Annotated in this window: 25 protein-coding genes and 1 pseudogene; 12 read left to right on the top strand and 14 right to left on the bottom strand. The window is 55.1% G+C overall.

All coding sequences use genetic code 11. The features are described 5' to 3' along the window. Window positions 1-3 precede the first annotated feature (3 nt). Genes ACPOL_RS08710 through ACPOL_RS08700 form a run of 3 tightly spaced genes read right to left on the bottom strand, consistent with a single transcriptional unit; the run spans window position 4 to window position 3477 of the window. Window positions 4-1305: a glycoside hydrolase family 1 protein gene (locus ACPOL_RS08710; protein ID WP_114206705.1), complete on the bottom strand. Its 1302-nt coding sequence runs from the start codon at window positions 1303-1305 to the stop codon at window positions 4-6. Further along, window positions 1302-2462 carry a UDP-galactopyranose mutase gene (glf, locus tag ACPOL_RS08705; protein ID WP_114206704.1) on the bottom strand — a complete coding sequence of 387 codons (1161 nt, stop codon included), beginning with the start codon at window positions 2460-2462 and terminating at the stop codon, window positions 1302-1304. The genes ACPOL_RS08710 and glf overlap by 4 nt, the downstream gene beginning before the upstream one ends. Further along, window positions 2455-3477: a glycosyltransferase gene (locus ACPOL_RS08700; RefSeq protein WP_236657331.1), complete on the bottom strand. Its 1023-nt coding sequence runs from the start codon at window positions 3475-3477 to the stop codon at window positions 2455-2457. The genes glf and ACPOL_RS08700 overlap by 8 nt, the downstream gene beginning before the upstream one ends. A 624-nt stretch (window positions 3478-4101) precedes the next feature. Between ACPOL_RS08700 and greB the strand changes: the two genes are divergently transcribed. After that, complete coding sequence (gene greB / locus ACPOL_RS08695) at window positions 4102-4857, top strand: transcription elongation factor GreB (RefSeq protein ID WP_236657330.1); 756 nt, start codon at window positions 4102-4104, stop codon at window positions 4855-4857. 148 nt (window positions 4858-5005) lie between these two features. Here the strand turns inward: greB and bla are convergent, their stop codons facing one another. Next, entirely contained in the window at window positions 5006-5863 is an 858-nt protein-coding gene (bla, locus tag ACPOL_RS08690; RefSeq protein WP_236657329.1) for a class A beta-lactamase, read from the bottom strand. Window positions 5864-5949: 86 nt separating this feature from the next. Between bla and ACPOL_RS08685 the strand changes: the two genes are divergently transcribed. Further along, on the top strand, window positions 5950-6543 hold the full coding sequence (locus tag ACPOL_RS08685; protein ID WP_114206701.1) for an SDR family NAD(P)-dependent oxidoreductase: 594 nt from the start codon (window positions 5950-5952) through the stop codon (window positions 6541-6543). Here the strand turns inward: ACPOL_RS08685 and ACPOL_RS36130 are convergent. The 4 genes and pseudogenes from ACPOL_RS36130 to ACPOL_RS08660 all read right to left on the bottom strand — a co-directional run. After that, window positions 6513-6743 (bottom strand): annotated as a pseudogene (locus tag ACPOL_RS36130) (hypothetical protein); the annotation flags it as partial. The gene ACPOL_RS08685 and the pseudogene ACPOL_RS36130 overlap by 31 nt on opposite strands. Before the next feature lie 542 nt (window positions 6744-7285). Next, window positions 7286-7948, bottom strand: coding sequence for a class I SAM-dependent methyltransferase (locus tag ACPOL_RS08670; protein WP_114206698.1), 663 nt, complete (start codon window positions 7946-7948; stop codon window positions 7286-7288). A gap of 237 nt (window positions 7949-8185) precedes the next feature. Further along, window positions 8186-9043, bottom strand: a complete 858-nt coding sequence (locus ACPOL_RS08665) for an alpha/beta fold hydrolase (protein ID WP_114206697.1) — start codon at window positions 9041-9043, stop codon at window positions 8186-8188. Window positions 9044-9671: 628 nt separating this feature from the next. Further along, window positions 9672-10292 (bottom strand): TetR/AcrR family transcriptional regulator, encoded by a 621-nt coding sequence (locus tag ACPOL_RS08660; protein ID WP_114206696.1) that lies wholly within the window; start codon window positions 10290-10292, stop codon window positions 9672-9674. Between the two features lie 81 nt (window positions 10293-10373). Between ACPOL_RS08660 and ACPOL_RS08655 the strand changes: the two genes are divergently transcribed. Further along, complete coding sequence (locus tag ACPOL_RS08655) at window positions 10374-11486, top strand: aldo/keto reductase (RefSeq protein ID WP_114206695.1); 1113 nt, start codon at window positions 10374-10376, stop codon at window positions 11484-11486. Between the two features lie 136 nt (window positions 11487-11622). On the opposite strand, the gene ACPOL_RS08650 is transcribed toward ACPOL_RS08655, so the two are convergent. Next, entirely contained in the window at window positions 11623-12663 is a 1041-nt protein-coding gene (locus tag ACPOL_RS08650; RefSeq protein ID WP_114206694.1) for an aldo/keto reductase, read from the bottom strand. A gap of 43 nt (window positions 12664-12706) precedes the next feature. Between ACPOL_RS08650 and ACPOL_RS08645 the strand changes: the two genes are divergently transcribed. Beyond that, the gene (locus tag ACPOL_RS08645) at window positions 12707-12982 is read left to right on the top strand and encodes a winged helix-turn-helix transcriptional regulator (protein WP_338026770.1); all 276 of its coding nucleotides are present in this window, start codon (window positions 12707-12709) and stop codon (window positions 12980-12982) included. A 76-nt stretch (window positions 12983-13058) separates the two neighbouring features. Here the strand turns inward: ACPOL_RS08645 and ACPOL_RS08640 are convergent, their stop codons facing one another. Next, complete coding sequence (locus tag ACPOL_RS08640; protein ID WP_161557268.1) at window positions 13059-13646, bottom strand: TetR/AcrR family transcriptional regulator; 588 nt, start codon at window positions 13644-13646, stop codon at window positions 13059-13061. 117 nt (window positions 13647-13763) lie between these two features. Here ACPOL_RS08640 and ACPOL_RS08635 point away from each other — a divergent pair, with 117 nt between their 5' ends. The 8 genes from ACPOL_RS08635 to ACPOL_RS36120 all read left to right on the top strand — a co-directional run bounded on the left by ACPOL_RS08635 (window position 13764) and on the right by ACPOL_RS36120 (window position 21203). Beyond that, a complete protein-coding gene (locus ACPOL_RS08635; protein WP_114206692.1) occupies window positions 13764-14489 on the top strand; it encodes an SDR family oxidoreductase in 726 nt (241 codons plus the stop codon). A gap of 527 nt (window positions 14490-15016) precedes the next feature. Further along, window positions 15017-15256, top strand: a complete 240-nt coding sequence (locus ACPOL_RS36125) for a tautomerase family protein (protein WP_114206691.1) — start codon at window positions 15017-15019, stop codon at window positions 15254-15256. 73 nt (window positions 15257-15329) lie between these two features. Beyond that, entirely contained in the window at window positions 15330-15929 is a 600-nt protein-coding gene (locus ACPOL_RS08625; RefSeq protein WP_114206690.1) for a (2Fe-2S)-binding protein, read from the top strand. Beyond that, window positions 15929-16945, top strand: coding sequence for an FAD binding domain-containing protein (locus ACPOL_RS08620; RefSeq protein WP_114206689.1), 1017 nt, complete (start codon window positions 15929-15931; stop codon window positions 16943-16945). Before ACPOL_RS08625 ends, ACPOL_RS08620 begins: the two co-directional genes overlap by 1 nt. Next, entirely contained in the window at window positions 16945-19173 is a 2229-nt protein-coding gene (locus ACPOL_RS08615) for a xanthine dehydrogenase family protein molybdopterin-binding subunit (protein ID WP_201759135.1), read from the top strand. Before ACPOL_RS08620 ends, ACPOL_RS08615 begins: the two co-directional genes overlap by 1 nt. Before the next feature lie 69 nt (window positions 19174-19242). Then, window positions 19243-19677, top strand: a complete 435-nt coding sequence (locus tag ACPOL_RS34620) for a tautomerase family protein (protein ID WP_114206688.1) — start codon at window positions 19243-19245, stop codon at window positions 19675-19677. A gap of 132 nt (window positions 19678-19809) precedes the next feature. Continuing rightward, complete coding sequence (locus tag ACPOL_RS34615) at window positions 19810-20151, top strand: GTP 3',8-cyclase MoaA family protein (protein WP_338026769.1); 342 nt, start codon at window positions 19810-19812, stop codon at window positions 20149-20151. A 26-nt stretch (window positions 20152-20177) separates the two neighbouring features. Continuing rightward, on the top strand, window positions 20178-21203 hold the full coding sequence (locus ACPOL_RS36120; RefSeq protein ID WP_414633364.1) for an XdhC family protein: 1026 nt from the start codon (window positions 20178-20180) through the stop codon (window positions 21201-21203). A gap of 225 nt (window positions 21204-21428) precedes the next feature. On the opposite strand, the gene ACPOL_RS08595 is transcribed toward ACPOL_RS36120, so the two are convergent. The 4 genes from ACPOL_RS08595 to ACPOL_RS36115 all read right to left on the bottom strand — a co-directional run bounded on the left by ACPOL_RS08595 (window position 21429) and on the right by ACPOL_RS36115 (window position 25434). After that, the gene (locus ACPOL_RS08595) at window positions 21429-22499 is read right to left on the bottom strand and encodes a LamG domain-containing protein (protein WP_201759133.1); all 1071 of its coding nucleotides are present in this window, start codon (window positions 22497-22499) and stop codon (window positions 21429-21431) included. Between the two features lie 356 nt (window positions 22500-22855). Then, the gene (locus tag ACPOL_RS08590) at window positions 22856-24274 is read right to left on the bottom strand and encodes a carbohydrate porin (protein ID WP_236657328.1); all 1419 of its coding nucleotides are present in this window, start codon (window positions 24272-24274) and stop codon (window positions 22856-22858) included. 119 nt (window positions 24275-24393) lie between these two features. Beyond that, window positions 24394-24624 carry a DUF2171 domain-containing protein gene (locus tag ACPOL_RS08585; RefSeq protein WP_114206685.1) on the bottom strand — a complete coding sequence of 77 codons (231 nt, stop codon included), beginning with the start codon at window positions 24622-24624 and terminating at the stop codon, window positions 24394-24396. 165 nt (window positions 24625-24789) lie between these two features. Continuing rightward, window positions 24790-25434: a DUF1275 family protein gene (locus ACPOL_RS36115; RefSeq protein ID WP_114206684.1), complete on the bottom strand. Its 645-nt coding sequence runs from the start codon at window positions 25432-25434 to the stop codon at window positions 24790-24792. Between the last annotated feature and the right edge of the window lie 32 nt (window positions 25435-25466).

Here is a 25466-nt window from a genome sequence, read left to right as displayed (position 1 = left end):
GTCTCACCGTGCATGCGCCAACTCCTCTTGAAGTTTAAAAGAGATGCGATTGGGAGATCGCCACCAACCTGGATGATGAAGGTATGAGTGGCGCGGCTCGTCGCCGCGGCTAAGCTGTCGCACCAGATCGGCTAACTCAGTTGGCGATGGCGATCCGCCACGAACGTCGAAGACTCCAGGTTGGTAGTGACCATTGTTCCGCGTGACCAGGGCATCCCAAAAGTAGGAGCCCAACATAGCCCAGAAAGTGATAGCGACGCACGAAGCTCCCTTATGCCGCGCGTACTGCGCAGCCGACCAGGCCTCCGCAGCCCAGCGGATCTGCTCCTCTACTTCGCCCCCAAGGTGTACCTCTGTAATCGCAACCGGGAGATGAAATCGTTCCCAAGCCTCAAGAAGCAGTTCGTCGAAGCCAACGATGCCATCAGGCCAGACGCGAACGGCCTCGATATCAACGAAGTTTCCTTCTGCCGACATGCGGTCCTCAGGAAACAGCTCCACCCGATGGTCGAGATAGCGATCGCTCGTCAAATAGTAATTCACCCCAATAACATCAGGAATGCACGGATTATCGCGGAACCACAGTACCTCTGCTTCATCAATCCCGTTTTCCAGAAGATAATCAAACATGGGATGATCACGCTCTACGCGGCCGCACAGCAAGTCAAACGGCAACCAGCGCCGTTGATTTAGCAGATCGGATAACGAACTTAGTTCGGGTGTCGAGCAGATCCTCCCTATATCTTCGGTCTGTATTAACAAGGCATCTGAACGGACCTTCCGGACCGCCTCCATACTCAAAACGGTTCCCTTAACTTGACGCAGGAGAGCGCGCAGATAACTGGTTCGGTCCATGTGGTGCGGATACCAGATACCGTACATGCAACTAAAGCGGGCGGTCGTGTGCGGCTCGTTGACAGGAGTGTACCTTTCGATGAATGGATACCTTGCTGCCACCGCGCCAGCATAGGCGGCGAGCCTCTCTGGTAAAGAATCATCGACTAGGCTTGTGTACGGAGGACCACTGCCATGATGAACGAGCCCGATGATCGGGGAAATGCCGACCTGTGTCATGCGGTCGATGCAAACATCGGCCTTCTTCCAGGATTGATCTCGGTGATGATGTTCCCACAGCAAACCGTGGCGCAGCACCTGAATACCAAGCCCCGCAATAAGATCAAAGTCATCTAGCCGCTCTCCGTGTCCGGACAGGGCAAGTTGATCAAAGTAGCGATCGCGTACCCGATTACACGTGTATTCAACTCCACCCCAGATCTGCAGGGCAGGTTGCTTGATTTGGATCACGCGGCGGACCTGTCTCTCATTTCTTCCTGATCAACAGCTCTATCTGTAAGTAGCAACGGGTGATCCGCGCGCTCCGTGATAGTTTGATACAGCTTGAGCGCCTGAGCGACTACCTGGTCCATGTTGTAATACTTGTAGGTGCCGAGCCGCCCCGCAAAGTGGACGTTCGGTGTAAACTCTGCCATTGTCTTGTACTGCCTGTATAACTCGGCATTCTGCGGTTGCGGGATCGGATAGTATGGATCGCCTTCTGAACAAGGGTATTCGAATACAACGCTTGTACTTGCATGCTGTTGACCGGTCAGATACTTGAACTCCGTCACTCGCGTATAAGCGTGCTCGTTCGGGTAGTTGACCACAGCGGCCGGCTGAAACCTTTTGGAGTTGTGAGTCTGGTGCTCGAAACGTAGCGAACGATAAGGCAATTTGCCTAAGCAGTAATCGAAGTATTCATCGATCTTGCCAGTGAAGATTACGTTGGTAAACGAGACCTCTTCACGAACGTCCCGGAATTCTGTATTGAGCATTATCCGGATATTCGGATGATCGAGCATTCGCTCGAACATCCTGGTATACCCGTGCAGTGGCATCGCCTGATATTGGTCGGTGAAATATCGATCATCTCTGCTGGTTCTTACGGGAACCCGCAACGTGACGGAAGCGTCCAACTCAGATGGATCTAGCCCCCACTGCTTTCTTGTATAGTTGCGAAAGAACTTTTCGTAGAGCTCACGACCTACGCGACTTACCACCACGTCTTCCGAAGTCATGATGGGGCTGCGCGGTTCAGCCACCGAAGTAAGAAAATCCTCGACCTGCCTGCAGGTCATATTTAATCCGTATAATTTGTTCAACGTATCCAGGTTGATTGGAATCGGTACGAGCTGGCCATCCACACTCGCCTGCACGCGATGCTCATACGGGCGCCACGCTGTAAATCGCGTGAGGTAGTCGAACACTCTCTTCGAATTTGTGTGGAAAATATGCGGACCGTAGCGATGAACGAGAATCCCCGCTTCGTTGTAGAAGTCATACGCATTGCCGCCGATGTGGGGACGGCGATCAATCAGCAGGACGCTCGCGTCCATCTGTGAAGCAAGGCGTTCTGCCATCACACTGCCGGCAAAGCCCGCGCCTACGATCAAATAGTCAAACACTCGCAATCTCCTTTACGGTTGTGTAACCTGCAGCATATTCCGACGAGCGGCCGAGAAGGCGAGTGACCTCGTGCCACATGCCCGCGAAGGTCTTATCCCAGGATATATGGCTCAGCATCTGGTCGACTCTGTCTAACCAGCTCTCGTCATCCGTGCTCGTAAGGGCACTTTCGATGGCAGTACTGAACTCTTTTGGGGTCGCTGCAATATCTACCAGGCCAAGCCGACCATACGGCTCGATCACGTCCTGAATGGGAGTGCTTACTACACGCTTTCCTGCAGCCAGGTACTCCGGTGTCTTAGTGGGGCTGATGAAGCGAGTGGATGCATTGTTGGCAAAGGGCAGCATCGCCACATCCCAATTGCTGAGATAGGCGGGGAGATCGCCGTATTGTTTTTGCCCGAGATAATGAATGTTAGGAAGTCGCGGCAGTTGTTCCGGACGAATCTTTACCACTGGTCCAAGCAAAATCAAACTCCACTGCGGGTTCTGCTCTGCGACTGCAGCGAGCAGGGCAGTGTCAAGTCGCTCATCGAGCACACCAAAAAAACCAATACGGGGATGCGGAATAAGTCGCTGGTCCGTTGGATTCGCGAGTCCCTCTCGCGCGACTACAAAGTGGGCCCGATCGATGCTGCTGGGAAAGCAATGCACGTTCGCGTGTTGCTTTCGTTTGACATGGTAAAGGCTCTGACCTCCAACAAAGACAAGGTCGGCACGGCGGAAGAGTTCGCGCTCTAGCTCTACCAACTGAGGAGGAGCCCCCTGGAAGGCTGACAATTCATCCATGCAGTCGTAGATCACCAGCTCTGGTTTCACATCTGAGGTATACTCCAAGGCCATCGGCGTGTAATACCAAGCTAGGAAGCTGTGAATCTTTCGTTCCTTAAGGAAGTTCTTCAACAAAAAACGCTGAGCGTCTATCGCTTCGGCCCCGCTGGTACCAAGGGGAAGGAGAGGGGTCACCACATGCAATCCATTCTCTTCCCTGCGGATATGGAGAGCAGGACCCACCCTCTCTTCATGTACCGGTTCCTCAAAGAAAAATACATCTGCGTTAATTTGGCAGCGACTCAAAAGGTGTTGAGGTCTTTGATAGACGAAATGCCAGCGAAGGTGGGAGAAGCAGAGGATAGGAATATGAGGGTTCAATAGTCCCCTTTCAGCAGCAATGATCTCGCTAGGAGCGTGACGATGACGCCTATCTGCCCGTAACTATGTGCCTTGGATGCAGTTTTTCGGAGGCTGTTTGTAACCTGGCTGCTTTGCGGGATCTGGAGGTTCAGGGCGGCTCGAACATCATCCCGGTCTTTGTTCGTGATACTTCAATTAGTTGAATCGATTGGGATCCGGATGTTCGGGTAGCCACCTGCGGGTGCGAGCGGCCGGGAAGAAGCTAGCTACCAAGGGGGCCGATCGAACCGGCTTTGTAATTGAACTGGTTCCGCATAGCTGAACATACCTCTTGGTAGGTTAACGTTAATAACCGATCAGCTTTCAGACCTCGTAGAGCGATATCCCAAACGGTACTCCGTGCAGCAAACTGAATCGATCTCATGCTCGTAGGATGTCCTTCAGCGGCTTATTCTACGTCGGAGATCTGGCCAGGGATGCAAGGATCACCTACGGTTCGGATCAATGAGCGTTTTGGCCTGGATACGCCGATTGAGCCCGCTCGGATTGCTAGCCACAGCCCGATTTCCCGGCACTGTATGGGAAGCCGTGCAAGGATTAGTATCGATAAACGTCTATAGCTCAAATCGCGTTAATAAAGGGCGCAAATTGCGAAAAGGGTTTACGAGAAGACCGAAAGCAGAGGAGCCGGCGGCAAACCACGACAAAAACTACATCACCCCAGGGGGAATCCAACGCCTGGAAGATGAACGACGTTTCTTGCTCACGCACGATCGCCCCGCCGTGGTGGAAGTGGTGGCGTGGGCTGCGAGCAATGGCGATCGCAGCGAGAACGCCGACTATCAATACAGCAAGCGACGACTGCGGCAGATCGACGGACGGGTTCGTTTCCTGACAAAGCGAATCGAAGCAGCAGAGGTGGTGGATCCGGAAGCTCCGAGGAAATGGCAACGGGCGACAAGGGCATTCTTTGGAGCCACCGTGCGCTATGCGAATGCCGCGGGTGCAAAGCGAGAGGTGAGCATCGTCGGCACAGATGAAGTGAATCTCGACCGCAACCACATCAGTTGGGCTTCACCCCTGGGGCACGCACTAAAGGGAGCGGCAGAGGGCGACGAAGTGGTTCTTCATGCCCCGGGCGGCACGGAAACCCTGACGGTGCTGGAAGTGCGATACGAGCGCATCTCCGTAGAACCGTTTCACATACCACCTAGGTCGGACATCTCGACTGGACGGCAGGAGGACGTTAAGTCCCGTTAGAAGCGCTTGTCGGCATGCATGCATCTGGGCTAATGCGAAATCTCCGAGTATTAGATCAACCGGGCTGATAATCAGAGACGCGCTTTCGAGTGAGGGGTGCAACGGAGAACGTACCGAAATGATGCGATCAAATCGTCTGAAAGTCCATTCATGGCTTCGCGACGAGCGCTGCGTCATAGCATGCGTGAGCGATCGAAGCGATGGTATGTTCCACCGCAGCTTCATCGGCATGTGCGTCTGTCACGAGGACGGCTAGGGCGAGGCGGCGTCCGTCGGGCAGCGTGATGAGGCCTACATCATTCGTAGCCGCTGCCATGCCATTTTCATAGCCGGATGTTCCCGTCTTATGTGCAACGATGGTGCCAGCGGGGAGCAGGCCTTTCAGTCGCTTCGGCCCCGAGGGCGATGCCGTCATGATGGCCAGCAGGTATTGGGCATGTTCAGCGTTCAGCGGGGAGGTATCTGCAAGTAAGCGCAGCAGTTTCACAAAGGCCGCAGGCTCCGCGAAATTGCGGTATTGACGTCGCTCATCGTCGTGCAGACTACGTTCCGAATCACGTATCTGAATGCCTTGCAATCCGAGTGTGTCGAGATAACTTTGGACCGGCCCTGTTCCACCCATAAGTCGGAGCAGAATGTCCGTGGCTGTGTTGTCGGACCGACCGACAGACAGCTCGAGCAACTGACGAAGAGGCACATCAACGTTTGCATTCGGATACATGTCCTGAAGCGGACTGAACGTATCTTTATAGATATCCGAGGGAAGGAAACGCACCTGTTGATCGAGAGATAGCTGCCCTTGCTCTACCGCGTGCAGCACGGCAAGTCCTAGAGGCAGCTTGAACGCCGACTGCATGGGCTGATGGCCATGCGCGTTCAAATCGCAGTTGAGATTTGTTCTTGGCAGTGAGCAGGAGACGGAGACAATACCCTTCGCTTCCTCCGCCAACGTGGCAATTCGCTGCTGCAGGAGTATTTGGGAATGGATAGTAACGGCAGGGAACATGAACGGTACGAGCACAATAAGACAGCGCATATGTTGAGGATAAATAGTGGCGCTGCTGGCGGTGGGAATCTGGAAGCACGAAGGCGTTGCTTTCCAGCGGAGTAGCCTACCCACTACCCGAGAGATCGATCGCTCTGGATCGGCTCTACGATACGGTGAAGCGGGAGAAGGGCGGCATCGACGTCTTGTTCGCGAGTGCTGGAAGAGGCGAGCCTGAGCCACTTGGGCAGGTAAAGGAGGTTTTTTTTGACAACATCTCCAATCTCGACTTGCGGGGCACCCTGTTTCACAGTGCGTCGCCCCTGTTCAACGACAAGGGCTCGATCTTCATGAATGGATCGGGCATGAGCGTGAAGGGATTCCCCGGCTTCTCCGTCTACGCTGGGAGCATGGCCGCGCTCCGGTCGTTTGAGAGCACGATGACCTCAGCCCCGCGCCACCGCAAACTGGAGACCGAACAGCGACACGCCACCGGTGCCCTGGACGAGGAGCGTGTCGCCAGCCTTCAGACCGGCCCGCACAACCAGTCCATTCCACGCGGTCACGGCAGCACATGGGAGACTAGCCGCCTCCGCAAAGGAATGATGTTCGGGATAGCGACCACGGAGAATTCGGGCATCACGACATACTTCGCCAGCACACCATCTGTCGCTAGGCCTCCCAGGCCAGAAGACACGTAAGCGGATCGGAAAGGTCCCGCGACCCAGTCGCGGAAGTGAGACATCGCTACCCGAGTTCCTACCGGCCATCGCTGCGCTACCTCTCCGCCCGCCTCAACCCCGCCTGCCCCGTCCGAGAGGGGGATGCGATTCTCTACTTCTCCACGACCCGCTGCTGCAAGGATGAGTAGTTCGCGGTAGTTAACGCTCGTCGCCTCCATGCGGATACGGATCTCGCCCGGACCTGGCTCGGGTCGTTTGGCCTCGCCGAGAGTGATGGCGCTCTTGCCTGAAAGGTTCGTGTAATGATATGGCGCTCTTGCCTGAAAGGTTCGTGTAATGATATGCCTTCATACTGATTCCCCAATGCTGTTCTCGGATCGCTCACACCTCATAGGAAGCGGCCGCTCGGTATTTCAAAGTGTGATTACCACTTTGCCGATCTGTTCATTGCTTTCGGCATATCCGTAGGCCCCGACGGTGTCGCCAAACTGGAAGACGCGCTATCTCCGGCCTCAACGAACCGTCTACTGCCAAGCAGGCTCTCCTTATTCTCAGACGTCCTTGTGAGTGCTATCGAAGTTCCACTCTTAGCTTCGACGATTTGGATCGCTGCCACTCCGACAGAGGAACTTGCTGCAGTAATGATGACGTAATCGCCCCTGGACACCTTGCCGAAGGGCACAAGCGCGCAATAGGTCGTGCAGTACTGCATCCGGATCGCGGAAGTCCTTGCACAAACGTTCGTTTGCGCAACACGTCGTTAAGCACGTCCGTCAATCTTCAAGATATAACGTTTCACCAATGTGCCTGCCGCACCTATTTGCTCTGTTTCTATCGTTTCAACCTGAACACCCACAAAGCCAGCAGCCTGGTGAAGCGCATTCCACTCTTCGGCTTCCCGAAGGTAGAAGCCATTCTCGGGTCGGGCAAACGGAGGCGCCGTAAGAGGGTGCAAACAGCCCATCAAACTTCGGCCTCCTAAGCGCAATACACGACGGATCTCAGAAAGCGCGAGGTTGGGAGCGGGCCAGAAATGAGCTGCACCAACAGAAAAGACGCAGTCGAAACTGCTGCGTGGAAATGGCATGTGCTCGGCCGAACCGAGATGGAAGCTGGCGCGACCTTTGGCAACCAGCGCAGCATTGAATCGCTCCGCTTCCGCAACCATGGTTGGCGAGTAATCAAGCCCGGCGTATGAAACACCCTCTGCCTGGCCGATAACGTGCGGCGCCATTCGACCATTCCCAAATCCAATCTCGAGGACGCGGCTGCCTGGCCCCAATGCCAGCTTCGCGACCTCTCCTAGGCTGGATTTGGCGTTACTCTCGTAGACCCGCTCAATCACTGCGAGGCCAATCTCCCCCTCTGGATTGGCAAGTTGTTTGGCCCACTCGGCTGGTGTAAGCGATTCAACCACACCCATTTTCAAGTCCTTCCAGCAGCACAGATGGTCGATAGGTTCGTTCTAGTCAGTACCCGAAACGCAGGCAGAGTCTATGGCCTTAACCTAGCGAAAGCTTAACAAGCTGCGTCTGTTGAGATGCTGCGCTGCATGAAGGGACTAGCCGCCACTCTCCACGCGTCTGCCAGCCATGATGCTGTTCCATGACTAGCCCGTTGCTCATGAATCCAAAGTTGATCTCTCATGTCAGGCCATGTTTTAGTCGAGCCGGCGGATAAATTCCACCATGCGTGAGTGGGCATCCTCCCAGCGGTCAGCAGCCACACTATGGGCGCAATCGTCATACGCGACGAGTTCCGCTACTCCGGGCGGAAAGGCAGCAGCAGTCGCTCTCGCGAATTCGATCGGCAGAATCGGGTCAAGTTTGCCGTGCAGCAGAAGAGTAGGGGTGTGGGTAGTTGCCAGACCGGCGCGGAGATCAAAATTGCCATACTCTCCGCCCGGACCGAAGAAATGGTTGATCAGCTCACGATTGATGATTGAGCGAGCCATCTTGACTGGATTGAATCCCTGCCGAGAATAGAGTGGAAAGCACAGCTGGGTGAATTTTGTGAAAGCCGTTTCGTCCTCGGGCCTGGCGAGCACGTCTGCAAACGCGGCCGCTGCGGGTGGTCCGCCTAACTCGCCGAAGCGGGCGATCGCTGCCTCGCGCTCAACGTGGGCCACCGATCCCAGCGTGATGACGCCTCGGAAAAGCGACGGGTGCCGAATGGCAGCGGCAAGCGCTACAAAGCCCCCAAAGGACTGCCCCAACAGGATTGGCTCTTTGATGTCGAGCGTGTGACAGAAGGCCGCAACATCGTCAGCCCAGCGATCGAGGTTCCAGAACTGCTTTTCACTCAAGTCGCTGCGGCCATGACCGCGCTGGTCGATGAACACCAGCTGAGCAACCTGTGCCAGAACCTCATACTCTGGCTTGAGGGTGCTGTGGTCGAAGCCGGGACCGCCATGCAATATCACTATTGTCCTACGTTCGAGCATGGCCTTCCCGTCCACAACGAGGCCGACACCGTCGGTGTCGAACCAGAGAGATATATCACCAATCGATGTGCGCAAATCAGATCTCCATATTGATGCCGAGCCACCGACATGATGCAGCAGTAAAGTAGTTCGGACGTCGCCAGCGTGGCATTCCTGGCGTAACCGCGATGGTTGTGCCACGGTGGCAACGAGGTGTTCTCGGCATCCCGTGGCAAGTTTCGCTGGGGCACTTAGCAGTCACGCAGTGGCACATTGCGGAAGCGCCTTCTTTCAAGTTTCATGCGCACTACTCGAGCGAAGCTTAGGACGGCAAGGCATAGTTCACTCGGCAGGGTCCGGCCGAGCGCCAAGGTGAATGGCCCTAATGCGATTTGACTTGGCGTGGACCTCCATTGTCCGGCACTCTAGGTCAACATTATTGTTAAGGCTGGCGGAATCGATCTGCGGAATCAATTTCAATATCCGACGTCATCGCTGCCTCGTCCTCTATGTTGCCAATTTTGTAGCCAACGACTTCCATGATCCGTGCCGACGTTGCCACTGTTTTCAGTCCACCTATACTGATTATCTCAACTAAATTATCTGATTCTCCCAACGCAAGATGGACTTGCGATAAGTAGCTGAACGTTGTCAGAATCTTGCGATTACGCGGATGGGAGGCGATACACCCAGTGCCAGACTCATACAGATAAGTCTGAAAGGGCTAGCTTGCAGTCGGCCATGCCAGCATCGCTGCCGATGCAACAGACAAGAGTTTAGCCCTCGTGGCACCATCACGGGCCAACGTGGACATCCCTTGAATAACGGCCATAACATGACCTGCCAGGGCTTCTGCGTCGATCTTCGGCTTGAGCTTACGGATCGATCGGTCGGCAACAATCTTGCCTCGAAGACGCTTCTCAATGTTGAGCCGTATGTCGCGCAGTGCTCTCTGCACATCCGCGGCCGCAGCAGAGCAGCTGATGGCCGAGCTCGCTAGTAAACATCCTGCTGGAGTGCTCTCACCGGTGAATCCGATCGCTGACGCCTGTAGCAGTCCGAGGGCTGCATCACGTGCAGTGGATGCCCTGTCGATGATCAGTTCTGAAGTCACGTCGCCTGATGTGTAAAGCTGGACGGATTCAAGGAAAAGTTGCTTCTTATCCCCGAAAGCTGTGTAGAGGCTTGGCGGCGTGATTCCCATCACTCTGGTCAACTCGCTCACTGACGTGGCTTCGTAGCCGTGCCTCCAGAACAACAACATCGCTTCGCGTAACGCGGCATCTCGATCAAACCCCAGAGGCCGTCCTACCTTGCGGTTCGCGATGCCTTCAGGCTGTTCCATAGTTATTACTATGGAACAGCTTGACGCCTCACTGCAAGTGGAGTTTATTATGGATTTGATAGTAATCACTAAGGAAACCCAGTGACTCTCGCAAGCTATCGCACCTTAGGCCGCTCTGGCCTCGTAGTCAGCCCTCTCGCCCTAGGCACCATGACCTTTGGAACCGCACGCTGGGGATTGGATGAAGCTGGGTCCGCTGCCGTCTTCAACGCCTACGTTGAGGCGGGTGGGAACTTCGTCGATACAGCAGACGTGTATGCAGGAGGTCGAAGCGAGGAGATGCTGGGGACTTTCATCGCTGAGCAGAAGCTTCGCGACAAGATCATCGTTGCGACCAAAGCCGGCTTTGCAGCAGGTCAGGGCGTGCATACGGGCGGTAATGGAGCAAAGCACCTGCACACCGCGCTCGAAGGTTCTTTGAGGCGTCTTCGCACGGACTACGTCGACCTTTTCTGGATTCATGTATGGGATTCTGTTACGCCGGCGGAAGAGCTTCTCGAAACGATGACGGCTCTAGTCCGTTCCGGCAAGATCCGGTATTGGGGCATGTCCAATGCGCCGGCCTGGTATGTCTCAAAGCTCGCCACCTTGGCCGCTGTGCGCGGAGTCTCCGGTCCCATTGCGTTGCAGTATTTTTATTCTCTGGTAAATCGCGACATAGAGGATGAGCATGTCCCGTTAGCCGAGGAATTTGGAATGGCCATCGTGCCGTGGAGTCCCCTGGCTTATGGGTTGCTTACGGGTAAGTACGATCGCGCGGCGGTTGAGGCCGCGCCCTCACGCCCGGGTGGGTTACCGCGCGATGCAGCGACCGGAGAATTCAAGCGTCCGGAAGGTGATAAGCGGCTCGACGGCGCAAACCCTTTTGGAGATTCGCTCTTTACGCCGCGCAACTGGAAGATCGTGGATGAAGTCAAAAGGATTTCTACGGAGACCGGAGATACCCCTGCCCGTATCGCCCTGTCCTGGGTCATCGGAAGACCCGGGATAACTTCAACGCTCATAGGAGTCAGCAGACCCGAGCAGGTCATGGACAATGCATCCGCGTCGGACATCGTACTTTCAGCAGACCATCGTGCGGCCCTCGATGCGGTAAGCGCTTCGTCCGAGCCGCGATTTCTATATAGCCTCTTTACGCCTGCATTGAGGCAACATGTGGTATTCGGAGGCTGCTCCGTGGAGACATGGAGATAAGTCGATTAGCGTTCAGAAGTGGCCTGTTGTCGCCACTCAAATGTCGACACAGGCCGAGTTGTCTCCAGCCCGACCGGCGCTCAAAGCGAGCATTGGCGATTATTAGTCGTCGAGTCTCGGAGCGATCCATTCTTTTCTACCGGACAACACGAGCTGGACGATCGATCTGGTTCCATCGATCGCCGGTGAGCATAGCGCGGACTCCTTCGCTGCGAAGCCGCTCCTGCGGATAGCCGAGGGGTATGTCACTTGCCTTATCCAGACGTGCAATTTGCTCAGCGTCGAGTCGGATCAAGGAAGCTCCGAGGTTTGCGTCCAGTTGCGAGCGAGTGTTCGCCCCGAGGATGGGAATGACTCCTTTGGCGCTCACCCACGCGATCGCGACCTTCGCGGGATCGCTGTGTAGCTCAGCGGCAACAGCAATCACGACGTCAAGCAGAGCCTCATGGTTGCCCCCCGCCTGAGGGACCCCAGCTTTGAATTCAGTCACGCGCCCTTTCTCGCCCGTGCGGTACTTTCCTGTGAGGATCCCGGACGCAAGAGGCGAGTAGCCGAGGACAGCCAATCCCATCGCCTCTGCCATGGGCAGGAGCTCGCGCTCCGTCGTTCGCTCGATCAAGCTATATTCCAACTGGACTACAGCAATCGGTAACCAGCCTCTCAGATCGGCTATCGTTACGGCCGTGGCGACCCTCCATGCCGGAAAGTTGCACAAGCCTCCATAGACGATCTTGCCTGCACGCGCCAGGTCGTCGAAGCCGCGCACAATCTCCTCAATGGGAGTTACGCCATCATCCAGATGTGCGAGATAGATGTCGATACGGTCGGTCTTCAGCCGCTTCAAACTCTCTTCAACAGCTTGCACCATGACCTTCCGGCTGTTTCCCAAAACACCAAGCGAAGGGTCGGCATGGGCACTACGGGTGTATTTCGAAATGAGGATGAAGTCATTACGATTGTTGCCAACGAACGTTCCGATCAGGCGCTCTGACTCTCCTCGTTGATACGCGTCCGATAAATCGATTAGATTGCCACCTGCTTCTGCGTAGCCCTCCAGAATTCTCAAAGCCTCGTCGGGCTCTGTTCCATATCCATAGGCTTTACCCAACATCCCTGTTCCCAGGGCGAACTCCGAAACCTTTAGACCTGTTCGATCTCCAAAAATCGTATAGCGCATGGAGCTCCTCGTTCCGCAAGTTACGACGGCATAGATCAACCCTATGCGTTATGCTGCAGGAATGACAAGAACCCACAAGATGGTTGGGTACTCACCGAAGAGTAAGCCCAATGTTTCTACCGGGACAAGGGACTGCTCCCCTGAAGCTGCGGCAGAGGCTTTCGAACTCTTGGAAGGACGATGGAAGCATGTGATTATTCACAATCTCTTTGGCTCTGAAAGAGGCAAGCCGTCCGTTATGCGCTTGTCGGAGTTGGAGCGAGCTGTTCCCGATGTGTCCCAGAAGATGCTCATTCAGCAGTTACGCTGCCTGGAGTGATGGCATCGTGCAGCGCACCATCCATCCTCAGATTCCGCCTAAAGTCGAATACCAGTAATTCGTCTGGCGGTCATGATCACGAGCGGTGTGACAGCTCACCGGAGCTGGAGCCCTTTCTTGGCGACGCTGAAGCGCCGTCAAGCCAGATCTTGATATTGAACTTTAGGCGGACGTGCGCTTCCTCCCAGGGCAAAACCCCGGCACCTATCAATACCGCTAGACCGTGAACCTGAGCCCAAAGCGCATGGGACGCGAGTTCTGCGCGCTCTTCTCCGTACACCCGCTTTACCTGCTCCACAAAAAACTCGGTGTTCTTCGCGCACTGCGGAGTCTGCAAATCGGAGTTCTTCAAATAAAGCGCAAAGGCGCGAGGCCGTTCCTGCGCAAACTGGAGGTACGCCTCGGAGAGGGCGCGAATTGACTCAGATGGACCCCTTCGCCCGATCACCTTCTTCAAGACCTCGAGCATCTGGAAACGGACTTGTTCAGCTACAGCAAGCTCCAGAGCTGATAGATTCTCGAAGTATCGGTAGAGCGCATTTGGCGCCAGTCCCAGCTTTGCAGCCACGGACCGAATGGCAAGGTTCTCAAGGCCGCCGCTTTCGACTTCCTCCAGCGCCGCAGCCAGAATGCTTTCTCGGTCGGTCTTCGAGGGATATGCCATCAATTGACACTGTACATCTTGACGCCCGGGCAAGCCAACGTATACGGTGTACATGATCGTGGTGGATGATGTACATCTTTAGCATCACTTCCAAACTGACCACATCTAGAGGGATTCATGGCAAAGGTTGTTCTGATCACGGGAGCCAACAAGGGCATCGGTTTCGAGGTGGCACGTCAGCTTGGGCGAGCCGGGTTTACAGTGCTGCTAGGAGCGCGAGATGCTTCGCGAGGAGAAGAGGCTTCGAGCAAGCTGCGAGAAGAGGGGCTTGATGTGCGCTTCGTTGTGGCAGACCTCAATCAAGCGGGCGAAAGTGCGACACAGCTTGCAAAGCAAATCGGTGCAGAGTTTGGGCATCTCGATGTGCTCGTGAATAACGCCGGAATCTTCGAAAAGGGCGATGGACACGCAAGTGATGTCAGCATCGAAACACTGCGAAGCACGTTCGAAACCAACTTCTTCGGCACCGTGGCATTCACCCAGCCGCTGTTACCTCTTCTGCGCGCCGCAGAAAGTGCGCGCATCGTAAATGTGTCCAGTGGGTTAGGTTCGATCGCCATCAACAATGACCCCAACACTCCCTACTACGACGCCAAGGTTCTCGCCTACAACGCCTCGAAGGCAGCGCTTAATATGTTCACGGTCGACCTCGCCTACGATCTACGCGACACAAAAATCAAGGTGAATTCAGCCTGCCCCGGCTATACCGCGACCGACTTGAACAACCACAGCGGTCACCAGACGCTGGAAGAGGGAGCCGTCGCCATCGTTCGCCTCGCCCAACTACCGGACGATGGGCCTACCGCGAGCTTCATCCACAAAGACGGCACTTACTCCTGGTAGACGGTTACCTGCAGTCGCTGGGCGTTTTTCAGATGATCACTATTACCATTGGCTCTGGTGCTCTTCCAGCTTCCTCGCCAAGAGTGAAAGCGATTGCCTAAGACTCGCAACGGCGCGCTCGTATCTAGCGCGGGGCCTCTCCTTCTCGGTCACATGAGACTTGCATAAGATTATCTCGATTCGTATGACTCTCATCGCCCGGGCGGCAGAAATGCGACTTAGCGAGAACTCCGCATATCTATGAGAGTTTTGAGCAATCTTTCCGTGGCCAAAGAAATGATAGTGATATCACCTCGGTGGGACGCCTCGCGGATGCGGAACTCCATCGAGTATCGACGCTTCGGAGTGCAGAAATATGCCATTTACCGGGATCGACCTGCTCAAAGGGAGGCCGGACGACCGCCGCACAACCCCTGCCCAAAGGGAAGCCGGACGACTGCCGTTCAACCATCGGCGATGTTGTTTATGAAGGACTCACAAAATCATGGGAGCACCAGATCGTGATCACCTCTCGATTGTGACCGAAGATGACACCACAAATTTCATCTATGACAAGACATGTTTGGACGTGCCGAGGACGCCTGACCTCATTCTCGTCCAGCTGTACACCACGGTCGGACACCACAGAGCAAAAGCGTGCATTCTTCAAGCATGTTGCCAACGGCTTGCATGATCGACTTGGTGTGCGCCGCGAAGATGTCTTCATCAACATCGTCATCGAAGCCGATGAGAACTGGTCGTTTGGCAAAGGCCAACCCTGGATCTAACAGCGACAACCTCGAGCGCGATTCGGCACGCCGCGCTTACTACTTCTTCCCACAAGAATGCGAGAGGCTTTAAATGGATGACTTATTCCTTGACCGTCGCACATTTGTTTCAACCGGCGCTGCGGCTGCTGCGTCGCTTTTCCTGGAGTACTCTCCGCTAGAGGCGCAAAGCGTGTCAGATACCAGAACAGAACCACAGATGGTAAACATCGTACTCTCGGTGAATGGCGAGAATCGCCCTATACAAGTGGATACTCGCATGACCTTGCTTGACGCTCTCCGGAATAAGCTGCTGCTCACCGGGTCGAAAAAAGGCTGTGATCAGGGCCAATGCGGAGCCTGCACAATCCACATGGATGGAGAGCGTCGTTTGTCATGTCTCACTCTCACCGTTGCAGCCCAGGGACACAAGATCACGACTATAGAGGGCTTGTCCCAACACGACGGGCAACTGCATTCCATGCAGCAGGCGTTCATTGACCATGACGGCTTCCAGTGCGGATATTGCACCTCTGGACAGATTATGTCGGCGGTGGCCTGTGTTCGTGAAGGACATGCTACATCGGATGAAGACATTCGAGAGTACATGAGCGGTAATCTGTGTCGCTGCGCGGCTTACCCTAACATCGTGGCGGCTATCAAGCAGGCCAAGACAGAAATGGAGAAGGGCTGATGCGACCTTTTTCTTACCAAGTAGCGACCGATGGTGCGTCAGCTGTTGCACTTGCCTCAGTTCCGGCAAGCGCTCACGTGACTTCGAATGTTCAGTTCATTGGCGGCGGCACCACCTTGGTCGATCTGATGAAGCTGGAAGTCATGCAGCCGAGTACGCTTGTCGACATCAGCTCGATCCGTGATGAAGACATGCACAAGGTTGTTCAAACCGAGACGGGATTGCGGATTGGCTCTCTCGTTTCCATGGGGCAGTTGCATTCTGATAAAGCCATCGTTCGGGACTATCCGATCTTGACAGAGAGCCTCTGGCGAGCAGCCTCGCAGCAGCTGCGTAATATGGCGCGACTCGGAGGCAATGTACTTCAGCGCACGCGTTGTTCGTACTTTCGCGACACGAGCTATGAGCAATGCAACAAACGTATCCCTGGTTCAGGTTGTGCGGCCTTGGATGGAATGAACAGAGGCCACGCGATTCTGGGAACGAGCGAGCACTGTATCGCTACCTACCCCGGTGATTGGGCACCTGCGCTCATCGCGCTGGACGCCCAAGTGGAAGTCTTGAGCCGGTCCGGTAAGCGCACGCTGCCGTTTTCAGAATTACATCGTTTGCCTGGCGCCACTCCGCATATCGAGACGAACTTAAGACCCGGTGATCTGATCACAGCCTTCATCATTCCAGTCGGCCCACAGAGACGATCGCTGTACAGAAAGATCCGAGATCGCGAGAGCTATCAGTTCGCGAATGCGAGCGCTGCCGTGGCCCTCGACCTTCAGGGAGACGTTCTCCGGGACGTGAGGATCGGATTAGGCGGCGTGGCTACGGTCCCTTGGCGTGCACACCGCGCAGAGGCTATGCTGCGCGGGAAACGCCTCACCGAATCTGCAGCTGCTCGTGCCGCGGACGAGGAGTTCAAGGAAGCTCGCCCACGCGGCCACAACGCGCCCAAGGTCGTTCTTGGAAAGCGCACGTTAGTTCGCGCACTGCTCGAGGCAAAAGCCATGGAGGTTTCCTAATGAATGATCCAGTAAATGCTGCCGCACCTGCTCCCCTCGCCAATATGGGAGATCCCATCCGCCGAACTGAATCAGTGGCAAAGGTCACTGGCGCACTGCAGTATGCGACTGATATGCCTTTGAAAGAGCCTCTTGAGGCATATTTTCTGACCAGCGCCATCGCCAAAGGTGAGATTGCGTCAATGGATACCTCGCCGGCAGAAGCGCTGAGCGGAGTGGTCAAGATCTATACACACCTGAATGCTCCCAAGCGAGTGGCCACGCCCTACATCCAGAAGGGCGGGTACGTTTCCGATACCAACATGCCGCTTACTGGAACAGAGATTCATAACGACGGCCAGATCATCGCAATGATCGTTGCAGACTCCTATGAGACGGCACGTGACGCCTCACACCGGATCGTCGTACGGTATAAATCGGTCACGCCTGCATCATCACTCGATAGCCCTGGAGTGCAACTTACGCATCCTGACGCGCTTTCTGAGAAAGAGAAGAAGGTCGGTGACTTCGAGGCGTCGTTTGCTTCTGCTTCCATCAAGGTCGATGCTACTTACAGTACACCGCCACAGCACCAGAATCCCATTGAACTCTATTCCACTACAGCCTTCTGGTCCGGAGACCAGCTGACGATCTATGAGCCGTGTCAGTCTGTGGTGGAACTCTCATATGGCGCGGCGACGATGGCCGGCATCGATCAAGCAAACGTGCACGTGGTCAACCACTACATAGGAGGCGCTTTCGGTGGAAAAGGGTACATGACACAGCGAACCGCCCTTATCGTTGGGGCCTCCCGAGAACTGGGCAAGCCGGTTCGGAACGTGGTCACGCGCGATCAGGGATTTACACTCGCCACCTACCGTTCTGAAACGAAACATCACGTCCGTTTGGCGGCGGACAGCAGCGGACACCTACTCGCGTATGGACACGAGAGCTGGGAGATGCAGTCGCGATTTGACGATTACCCACTCGCCGGCCTTGGAGTAACAACAGCCATGTACGGTAAACCCGCTATTGCGTCACGGGTCAACTTGGTCAAAGCCGACCGGCAAACGTCGGGATTTATGCGCGCACCAGTCGAGATGCCTTACATGTACACGCTAGAGAGTGCCATGGATGAACTCGCGGTGGCGCTCAAGATGGACCCAATCGAGTTGCGGCGAATTAACGACATCCGTGAGAGCCCTATTGACGGTGCAAGGTTTACGAGTCGATCTTTAATGCAGTGCTACGACCAGGGTGCCGCAACCTTCGGTTGGAGCAAAAGGAATCCAAAACCAGCGTCGATGGTTGACGGCGATTGGATGGTCGGTTACGGTTGCGCGACCTCCTGCCTTCCGACCCATCTTGCTCCGGCTACTGCGAGAGTGACACTCCACGCGAACGGTGAGGTCTCGGTGGATGTGGCCGGGCAGGACTCCGGGCAGGGAATTTATACCGCGCTCGGTCAGATCGCAGCTCGTGCGCTCGGTCTATCGCCACAACAGGTTAAGGTCAACATGGGCGATTCGAAGTTGCCGGCTGCACCCACCTCAGCCAACTCGCTCTCTACGGCGTCTGTCGGATCCGCGGTAACGCTGGCCGCCGACAAGATCAAAGGACATTTTGGAGAAAGCGTGCCCGCAGGCAAGAAGCTCACGGAAGCCTTTCGTCGTTTAGGAATGTCGCAGATCAGTGAGGTGGGGGAGAATGTTCCACCAGGCCAGAAGCCCGAAGTGCTGGATATGCTGCGTAAAGGGCAGGTCCCATTTAAAAACGAAGCGCGTGGAGACGAGTCAAAGGACGGCAAGCCCCTCATGTTCGCTTTCGGTGCACAGTTCGTCGAAGTGCGCATCCACCGCCTGACACATGAGATTCGGGTACCCCGAATCACGGGGGCGTTTGCTGCTGGCCGAATCATAAATCCCCGTACAGCACGAAGCCAGTTGATGGGCGGCATGATCTGGGGCCTGTCTTCCGCGCTCTTCGAGGCAACAGAGGTAGATCCTACACGGGGTCGTTATACAAATGACAGTCTCGCTGAATACCTCATCCCGGTCAACGCGGACATCCCGCAAGTGGACGTCATCATGGTTCCCGAGGAAGACAACGAAGTGAATCCTCTCGGAGTGAAGGGCATTGGAGAACTCGGCATTGTTGGAACAGCCGCGGCGGTTGCAAATGCTGTCTTTCACGCAACTGGCAAACGCGTCCGGGATCTTCCAATCATCATGGATAAGCTGTTCGCCTAGGTGCGCTCGCGGCACCGACACGTAGCGACTGTTTCCATACCAAGAGGTTTCTAATTCTAAGGAGAAGTCATGCCGAAGATGATTCTTCACTATCCACAGGGCGCCTTCACTCAGGCTAATCTCGAATTGCTCGCACAGGAGCTTACCCAAATAGGCCTCCAATGCGAACACATGCCAGAAACAACGTACGGCCGCAGCAACGTTTGGATTTATGCACGCGAATACCCCACAGATCAAGTATTTGTAGGGGGGCACACGGGTGGAACTAAGGTCATCACGGTTGAGGTCAATGCATTTGAGGGGGGACTCGACGATGCGGCGAAGGAAGAGCTGATCGAAGGCTTCACCGAATCCATAGGTAAATTCTCCGGAACACCTTCCGGTGCGCGTTGCCCTGTCTTCGTGCTGATCAGGGAGAATCCTGCCTCCGACTGGGGAATCTTCGGCAAGAGGGTTACCTTGGAAAAACTCCGTCATCCTCCAGCCGACGCGGACCCAGTATAGGTCTTCGCTGCCATCTAAGTTCCTGCGCTGTGCTGGTCCAGGCACTGAAAGGCGAGGAGAAGGTAAGCAGCCGTCCGCCGAGCGATTTACGCTTCTTCCCTGCAAATCAATCAAGCGAAACCGCACGCCGGTATGCCTTCATTGATGGGGTGGGGAGATTGGCATTATTGGGCAAGTATCGCGCCCCTTCTGTGGCAGTGTTCGCGGATAAGAATTACGGCCGACGCCAAACTAAAGACCTGCCTCTTTTCTCATGAAGACCATGACATTTCTCCACGACTGCAAGCAGATGCTTCTGAGGAGCAACTACGATCGTTCTTCAGCAAAGTAATTCTGACCAAAGAGGCACGGCACCGCATCGGTGAGACCGACTTTGTGCAACCCTCTCGAGGCACGTTTCAAATCGGGGGGATAGCTTCGAGGATTGACAGAGAAGCCTGTGAACAGCCCCATTCTGAGGAGGATCCATCTTGACAGCCGAGACACGAGACTTAGTAAGGATGTGGCGTTCAGGAAGCGCTAGAGCACTCATTACCCTTGTTCGCGTTCAAGGATCCAGCTACCGCAAGGTTGGAGCTCGACTGATGATCGACCAACACGGGAACTACGTGGGGTCGATCTCTGGGGGTTGCCTGGAAGCAGACCTCCTCCGGAAGGCGCACTGGCTCATAAAAGACGGCGCTTCAATGGTTAGGTATTCTACTGAGTTTGACGATACAGATGCGATTCCGTTTGGCTTAGGATGTGGTGGCACCCTCGATCTACTCGTGGAGCCTGCTGGGACCCGAGAGTTCGACTTGCTAATGACCACTCTCGAACGCTCGTTGCGAGGCGATAGTGCTGAGATGATCACGATCCTGCCGAGCGATTCCCGACATTTCCAACGCTTCTTGGTGGAACCGTTCGGTCTCCGTTCGACCTTGGAGGATGACACCTGCTTCTTAGAGCAAGTCGAACCTCCTCCCCGAGTTCTCATTCTTGGGGCTGGTGATGATGCCCAGCCGCTTGTGAAACTCGCGGCGCTCTTAGGATGGCGAGTAGTTGTCTTCGACGGACGAACGCAATGGGCAAAAGCGAGTCGCTTCCCCGACGCAGAACGGGTCCTTCATCTAGATCTGAGGGATGCGGCAGACCTGGATGTTGGTGAGCGGGATCTCGTGATCCTGATGTCTCACAGTTACTCGCAGGATCGAGATTGGCTACGATACATCCTGCCACGTCGACCGCTCTATCTCGCGCTTCTCGGGGCAAGGCAGAGGAGCTTCAAGATTGTAACGGAGGCTTCTGAAATCCTTGGTTGGTCGCTCCACGAAGTTGCAAAAGGAGTGGCAACCCCGGCAGGCCTGGACTTGGGAGGCGACGGCCCGGTCGCCATCGCGCTCGCTATAGTCTCAGAGATGCAGGCGTGTCTGAATGGGAGAGCCCTGCGATCACGACCTCCGCTTTTGAAAAGTAGCGAACCCGTGGAGGAAGGAGCAGATGTCAGTCGAGTTTTCTGCCCAGCGTGGTCCTCGAGCGACGTATGAGGTCTCTGCTGGGGTCGGCTGTGGGGCAAGAGTGCTGCCGTGAAACGCGTGAGAAAACGACGTCGGTCCATATTGCTTCCTTCTTCAAAAGGTGTACGTCAAGGGCTACAGAGTCACAGGCAGATTGCCTTGTCGCTTGGACTTCTTCTTCCCACCGCTTGTATCGCTGGAAGGATTCTATGACCTTGCGCCTAGACCTTAGCAAACATTCGCTCGCGTAATGTCTTAGCGTGGAACGGAGAGACCTCGTACGTCGTCATAGCGCATTGCCAATCCCCATCCGTATTTTGTTCGAGAACTTACGTCGTCGTGAATTGAGTCATGCAGAGCAATGACGATCTCGTTGTGACCTCGATGGAGTGGAATGGGAAACGATCCATTCTGAAGGGAGAGACGACCGTCAGGAAAGCGTCGCTCTGAGTCCGGGTAGTAGAAGTTTTTACCGGAGGTAATCAAGGCTCCGTTAACGAATATCCAGGCTTGGCCTAACCAACCCAGCGAGATTTGTTTGGTCTGGTCCTGATTGGAATCAATGGATGTCATTACCCAGGTTAGGGCCGACGGTTCTTTGGAAGCATGGAATTGTCGGTTCAGGTTGAGAATGCCAAAGCGTTCTGAACGGAGGCGCTTCCATGCTGCGGGGTCTTGGGGTCGCTCGGCGTAAGTAGGGGCCGATCCGTAGTGCAGAGGTGTCAATGGGCCTAACGCCCAATCATGAACGATACCCGGCGAACTTCCGATGCTGTCGGGAAGTGGGACCGGTGACAATCCATCCGTTTTACCAGGGGTAACCGTCAGATTCGCAAAGGCTGCAGGGCCGTGTAGTTCTAAACCGCCCGCCTGGGTGTTCCCGAGGAGTTCGCCGACTGAGAGCGTAGGTTGGATCGAGTCGTTGACGAACACGTTCATACGCTTGCCTGAAACTACAAGGCACACATGATTCCAGCCGTCAGCGAAGACGGGCGCATGCGTCTGATATTGAGGGTAGACATCCCAGAGCAAGAACCCATTTATCACCGGACTGTATTGAATGCAGTCGTTCTCCGCCCTGCAGTCGGGCAGACTTCGGATGTAGAACTCCTCTCCGTTTTGAGGATCGCGCTGGCGAAACCGGATGCCGGGTATGTCCTCAGCCAATGGCTTCATATCGAAGTCGATGGTTCCGTCGCGAAAGATGAAGTCATTGAGAGCAAGATCGCCCGATTTCAGAACAATGATTCCGTCGGGAAAACCTTCTTGTGTCACATAGTGCACGTCGGGCTTGTCGCTGACAGGACGCCAGTGACCTGAGGTCATCGGAACGGTTTGGGTTGTTCCAACCTTTGACTCTGCCGCTAGAAGAGAGTGTGGCAATGAGCAGCAAATTGTTAAGGTCAGTAAGCAAATTTGTAATCGATGCATTCTTGTCCTTTGTCTGTTTCGCTTTCGAGTCCCGCGCATTGCAGCCAACTTACAAAGCTAGATATTGATGATAAACGGGATGGCCATGCTGCCTTCCCCGACTCCACGCGGTCGCTTGGAGTAAACGATCCAGTCGCGACGGAACACGACTCTGAGCCACGCGGCGAAGCGGCGTGGCTCAGCAAGGATTTGCTCAGCTCTCTTTATCTATCCTGTGGAGCCCTGGGGCTTGGAAGCGCGGTGCCCGGTGCTCAGAAGTTCACGACCACATTTACGCCGATGGCTGTAGCGTTCGGGGTAGCAACGTTCGAGGCGGGTGCTCGAAGCCTGGACGGAACACCTATTGGGTGGAGGATGTATTGCAAATCTGGCTGGAGGAGTACACCGGGGCGAAGAGCAAATCCATATGTGACCTCCAACGTGCCTTCGTAGGCGGGTGTTCTCGGTACACTTGGCTCACTGGCATCTGATATCCCCATTGAGGGGCCTCTACTGTGCGAGCCATATGCAAAACCTACCCCAAAAAGATCACGCAGCCGGCTCGGGCTAAGTCCGAAGCTGATTAGCCCGACGTTGAAGAAATAGGGAACGATGTTTGTTCTCGCTTCTGGTACCACGACCACGGATGCAAATGCGCCTACACGCCGTTCCAATTCAGCCTCTCCCCACCTGGACAGTTCTTCGCTGCTCTTCGGTGTGTCCGATAGAGCATTAAGCCGGAAGAGGTTCTGGTCAGCCAGCGCGTAAAAGCCAGAAAGCCCTTTGACCGGAACCAGGCTCCCGTTCTTTACAGAGTAGTGTGTCCCCCCACCATAGAAGCCGCCAACCTTTATGTTGCGAGATGGCTTGGCGTCGTCAGGACGCCTGAAATGTCGAAAACCAGCCTCGCCTATCGCAAACACGGGACCGTGTAGTGAAAAGTCGACTCCATGTCGATCGCCTGTCAGTTGCTTTGCGTCGGCATTGTAAGCAGCGCCTTGGACGTAGAGGTGTTTCGTCGCGGAGTACTTTAACCGTGTTCCCCACGTCGCGCGGGGGTATCCTGCCCCTCCCGGCACGTCGAGAAAGAGACCCTGAGGGACCAAATCGAACCCAACTGAAACAAATTTCTTAAAAGCTTCGGAGCCGGCGAACTCTTCTCCAAAGACAGAATTCAACGTTGTTCGTCCCACCCGGAAACTCAGTCGATTTCGCAGTAGAGCTTGGGTATAGGACAGGTAAGTTAATCGTGGTTGGGCGCCAGCGACGTCGGCGAGCTGAACAGGGAAAGTGTTTCCGATGTAGCTCCGAGATAGGCTTGTCCCGAAGTTTACTGCGCCGCCGATGTCGAGTTGTCCGCCCTTCAGTCCAAGCAACGCCTTTGTATCCAATCGAATATCGACTCCGAAGAGGCTGTAGTTCGCAGCTCCCGTTTGGGTTCCACCATGGATATTGCCGAAGGGATCTGTAATCAGGAGAGCAGTAGGCACGATACCGTGCCGTCCAAGCTGCGTTCGTAATCCGGCCCAGTTCCCAAATGCATATCGTTTGCGAAGTTCTTCAGGGGTGATTGCGGCGGCAGAAGGTTCCGCCGACAGGTAGCTCGTACTTGGGGGGGATACCTGTGCCTGCAGTGCGGTCGCATCAGTCTGCCCGTGCAGAAGAGGTGAGCAGGACACTCCAACAAGCACCGCCCCTCGCAGGAACACGGAAGGGCGCGTTCGCGTTACGGTGCGACTGCGCCCTCTAATGCGTGTACTCGAAAGCGGGTCCACGCTGATGAAAGTGGGCCCATACTCAAGTCGAAATTTCAATTCTCAACAGCCTTGAGCTGACTCAGGGCTTCTTCGGCCGGCAGGCCCAGAACCAGCTTATTTCCATCAATCGACTGAACCGCTTCAAGCTTTAAGTAGTGGTGTTGGTCATGAGCATTTGAATCATTCTTTGTTAATTTGATTCCAATGTTGTCAACGGTGCCTACGTGCTTACCGTCTGACCCTACAACGTCCATATCATTTTGGATCTTGGATGTATCTATCATTGAGTGCTTCTCCTCTGTCCTTATGAGTAGCTGGCGATGGTTCCGGCCTGCCTTGTAATCTCCGATGCCGTCCCGTCAAGACTCTTGGTTAAACAGTCGGGTTTGCGAGCACGTTTGAGAGTTTCGGTGCATTGATTCACCTTACCGATACCTCGAGTTCGATAGTCATGAATGAAGCGAGCTATCGAGAATCGCAGCCAGGCAAAGAGGAACCAATAGTAGGAAAAATACCGAGTGTGGCTGCGCGATGGCAGCCACTGCCGCACAGAAAGCTCCCAGGCTGAAACAAGCGACTACACACAAGAGAACTCGTTGTTTATAGTCGCCTGCATCATGTAGTTGTCCAGAACGGAATTTCTCATTACCGCCCTTTAGAAGGGAGGTGAAGTCGCCCGAGACGAAGGTTGAATGCACACTGATCCCCAGAGCGGAAGTAACTACACCATTCTGAAGGCCGAGTGCGCAGCAGACACTCAACAGCCCCAGCGTCTTCGTATTTGCGAGAACATCCGGTCTCAAAGCGACAGGTACAAGCAACGCCGCCTGGCACAAGAAGAGCCACAGACTCTTTCTCCGTGACTGCGCCAGGTAGAATCCCGCTGAAGTGCAGGCAAGGAAGCTGACGATCGCCGCCAGCCGTGTAAGAGCTTCAGCCCAGCGTCGGCTTGCCATTGAGATTGTCATCAGCACGAGATTTCCCGTTACATGTCCTGCGAATGATCTGAACAAGAGGAAACTCGCGGCATCCGCAAAGCCGCCTGCGAATGCGTATACAGCAATGACAGATTGCCGCTTTGTGTCGGTAACCATCGCGCCTTTGCACCCGGACAGGGAGCCTATGG

Source organism: Acidisarcina polymorpha (assembly GCF_003330725.1).
Classification (GTDB): domain Bacteria; phylum Acidobacteriota; class Terriglobia; order Terriglobales; family Acidobacteriaceae; genus Acidisarcina; species Acidisarcina polymorpha.
The sequence above is the reverse complement of the archived record's forward strand: the minus strand, read 5'-3'. Positions and strand labels throughout refer to the sequence as shown.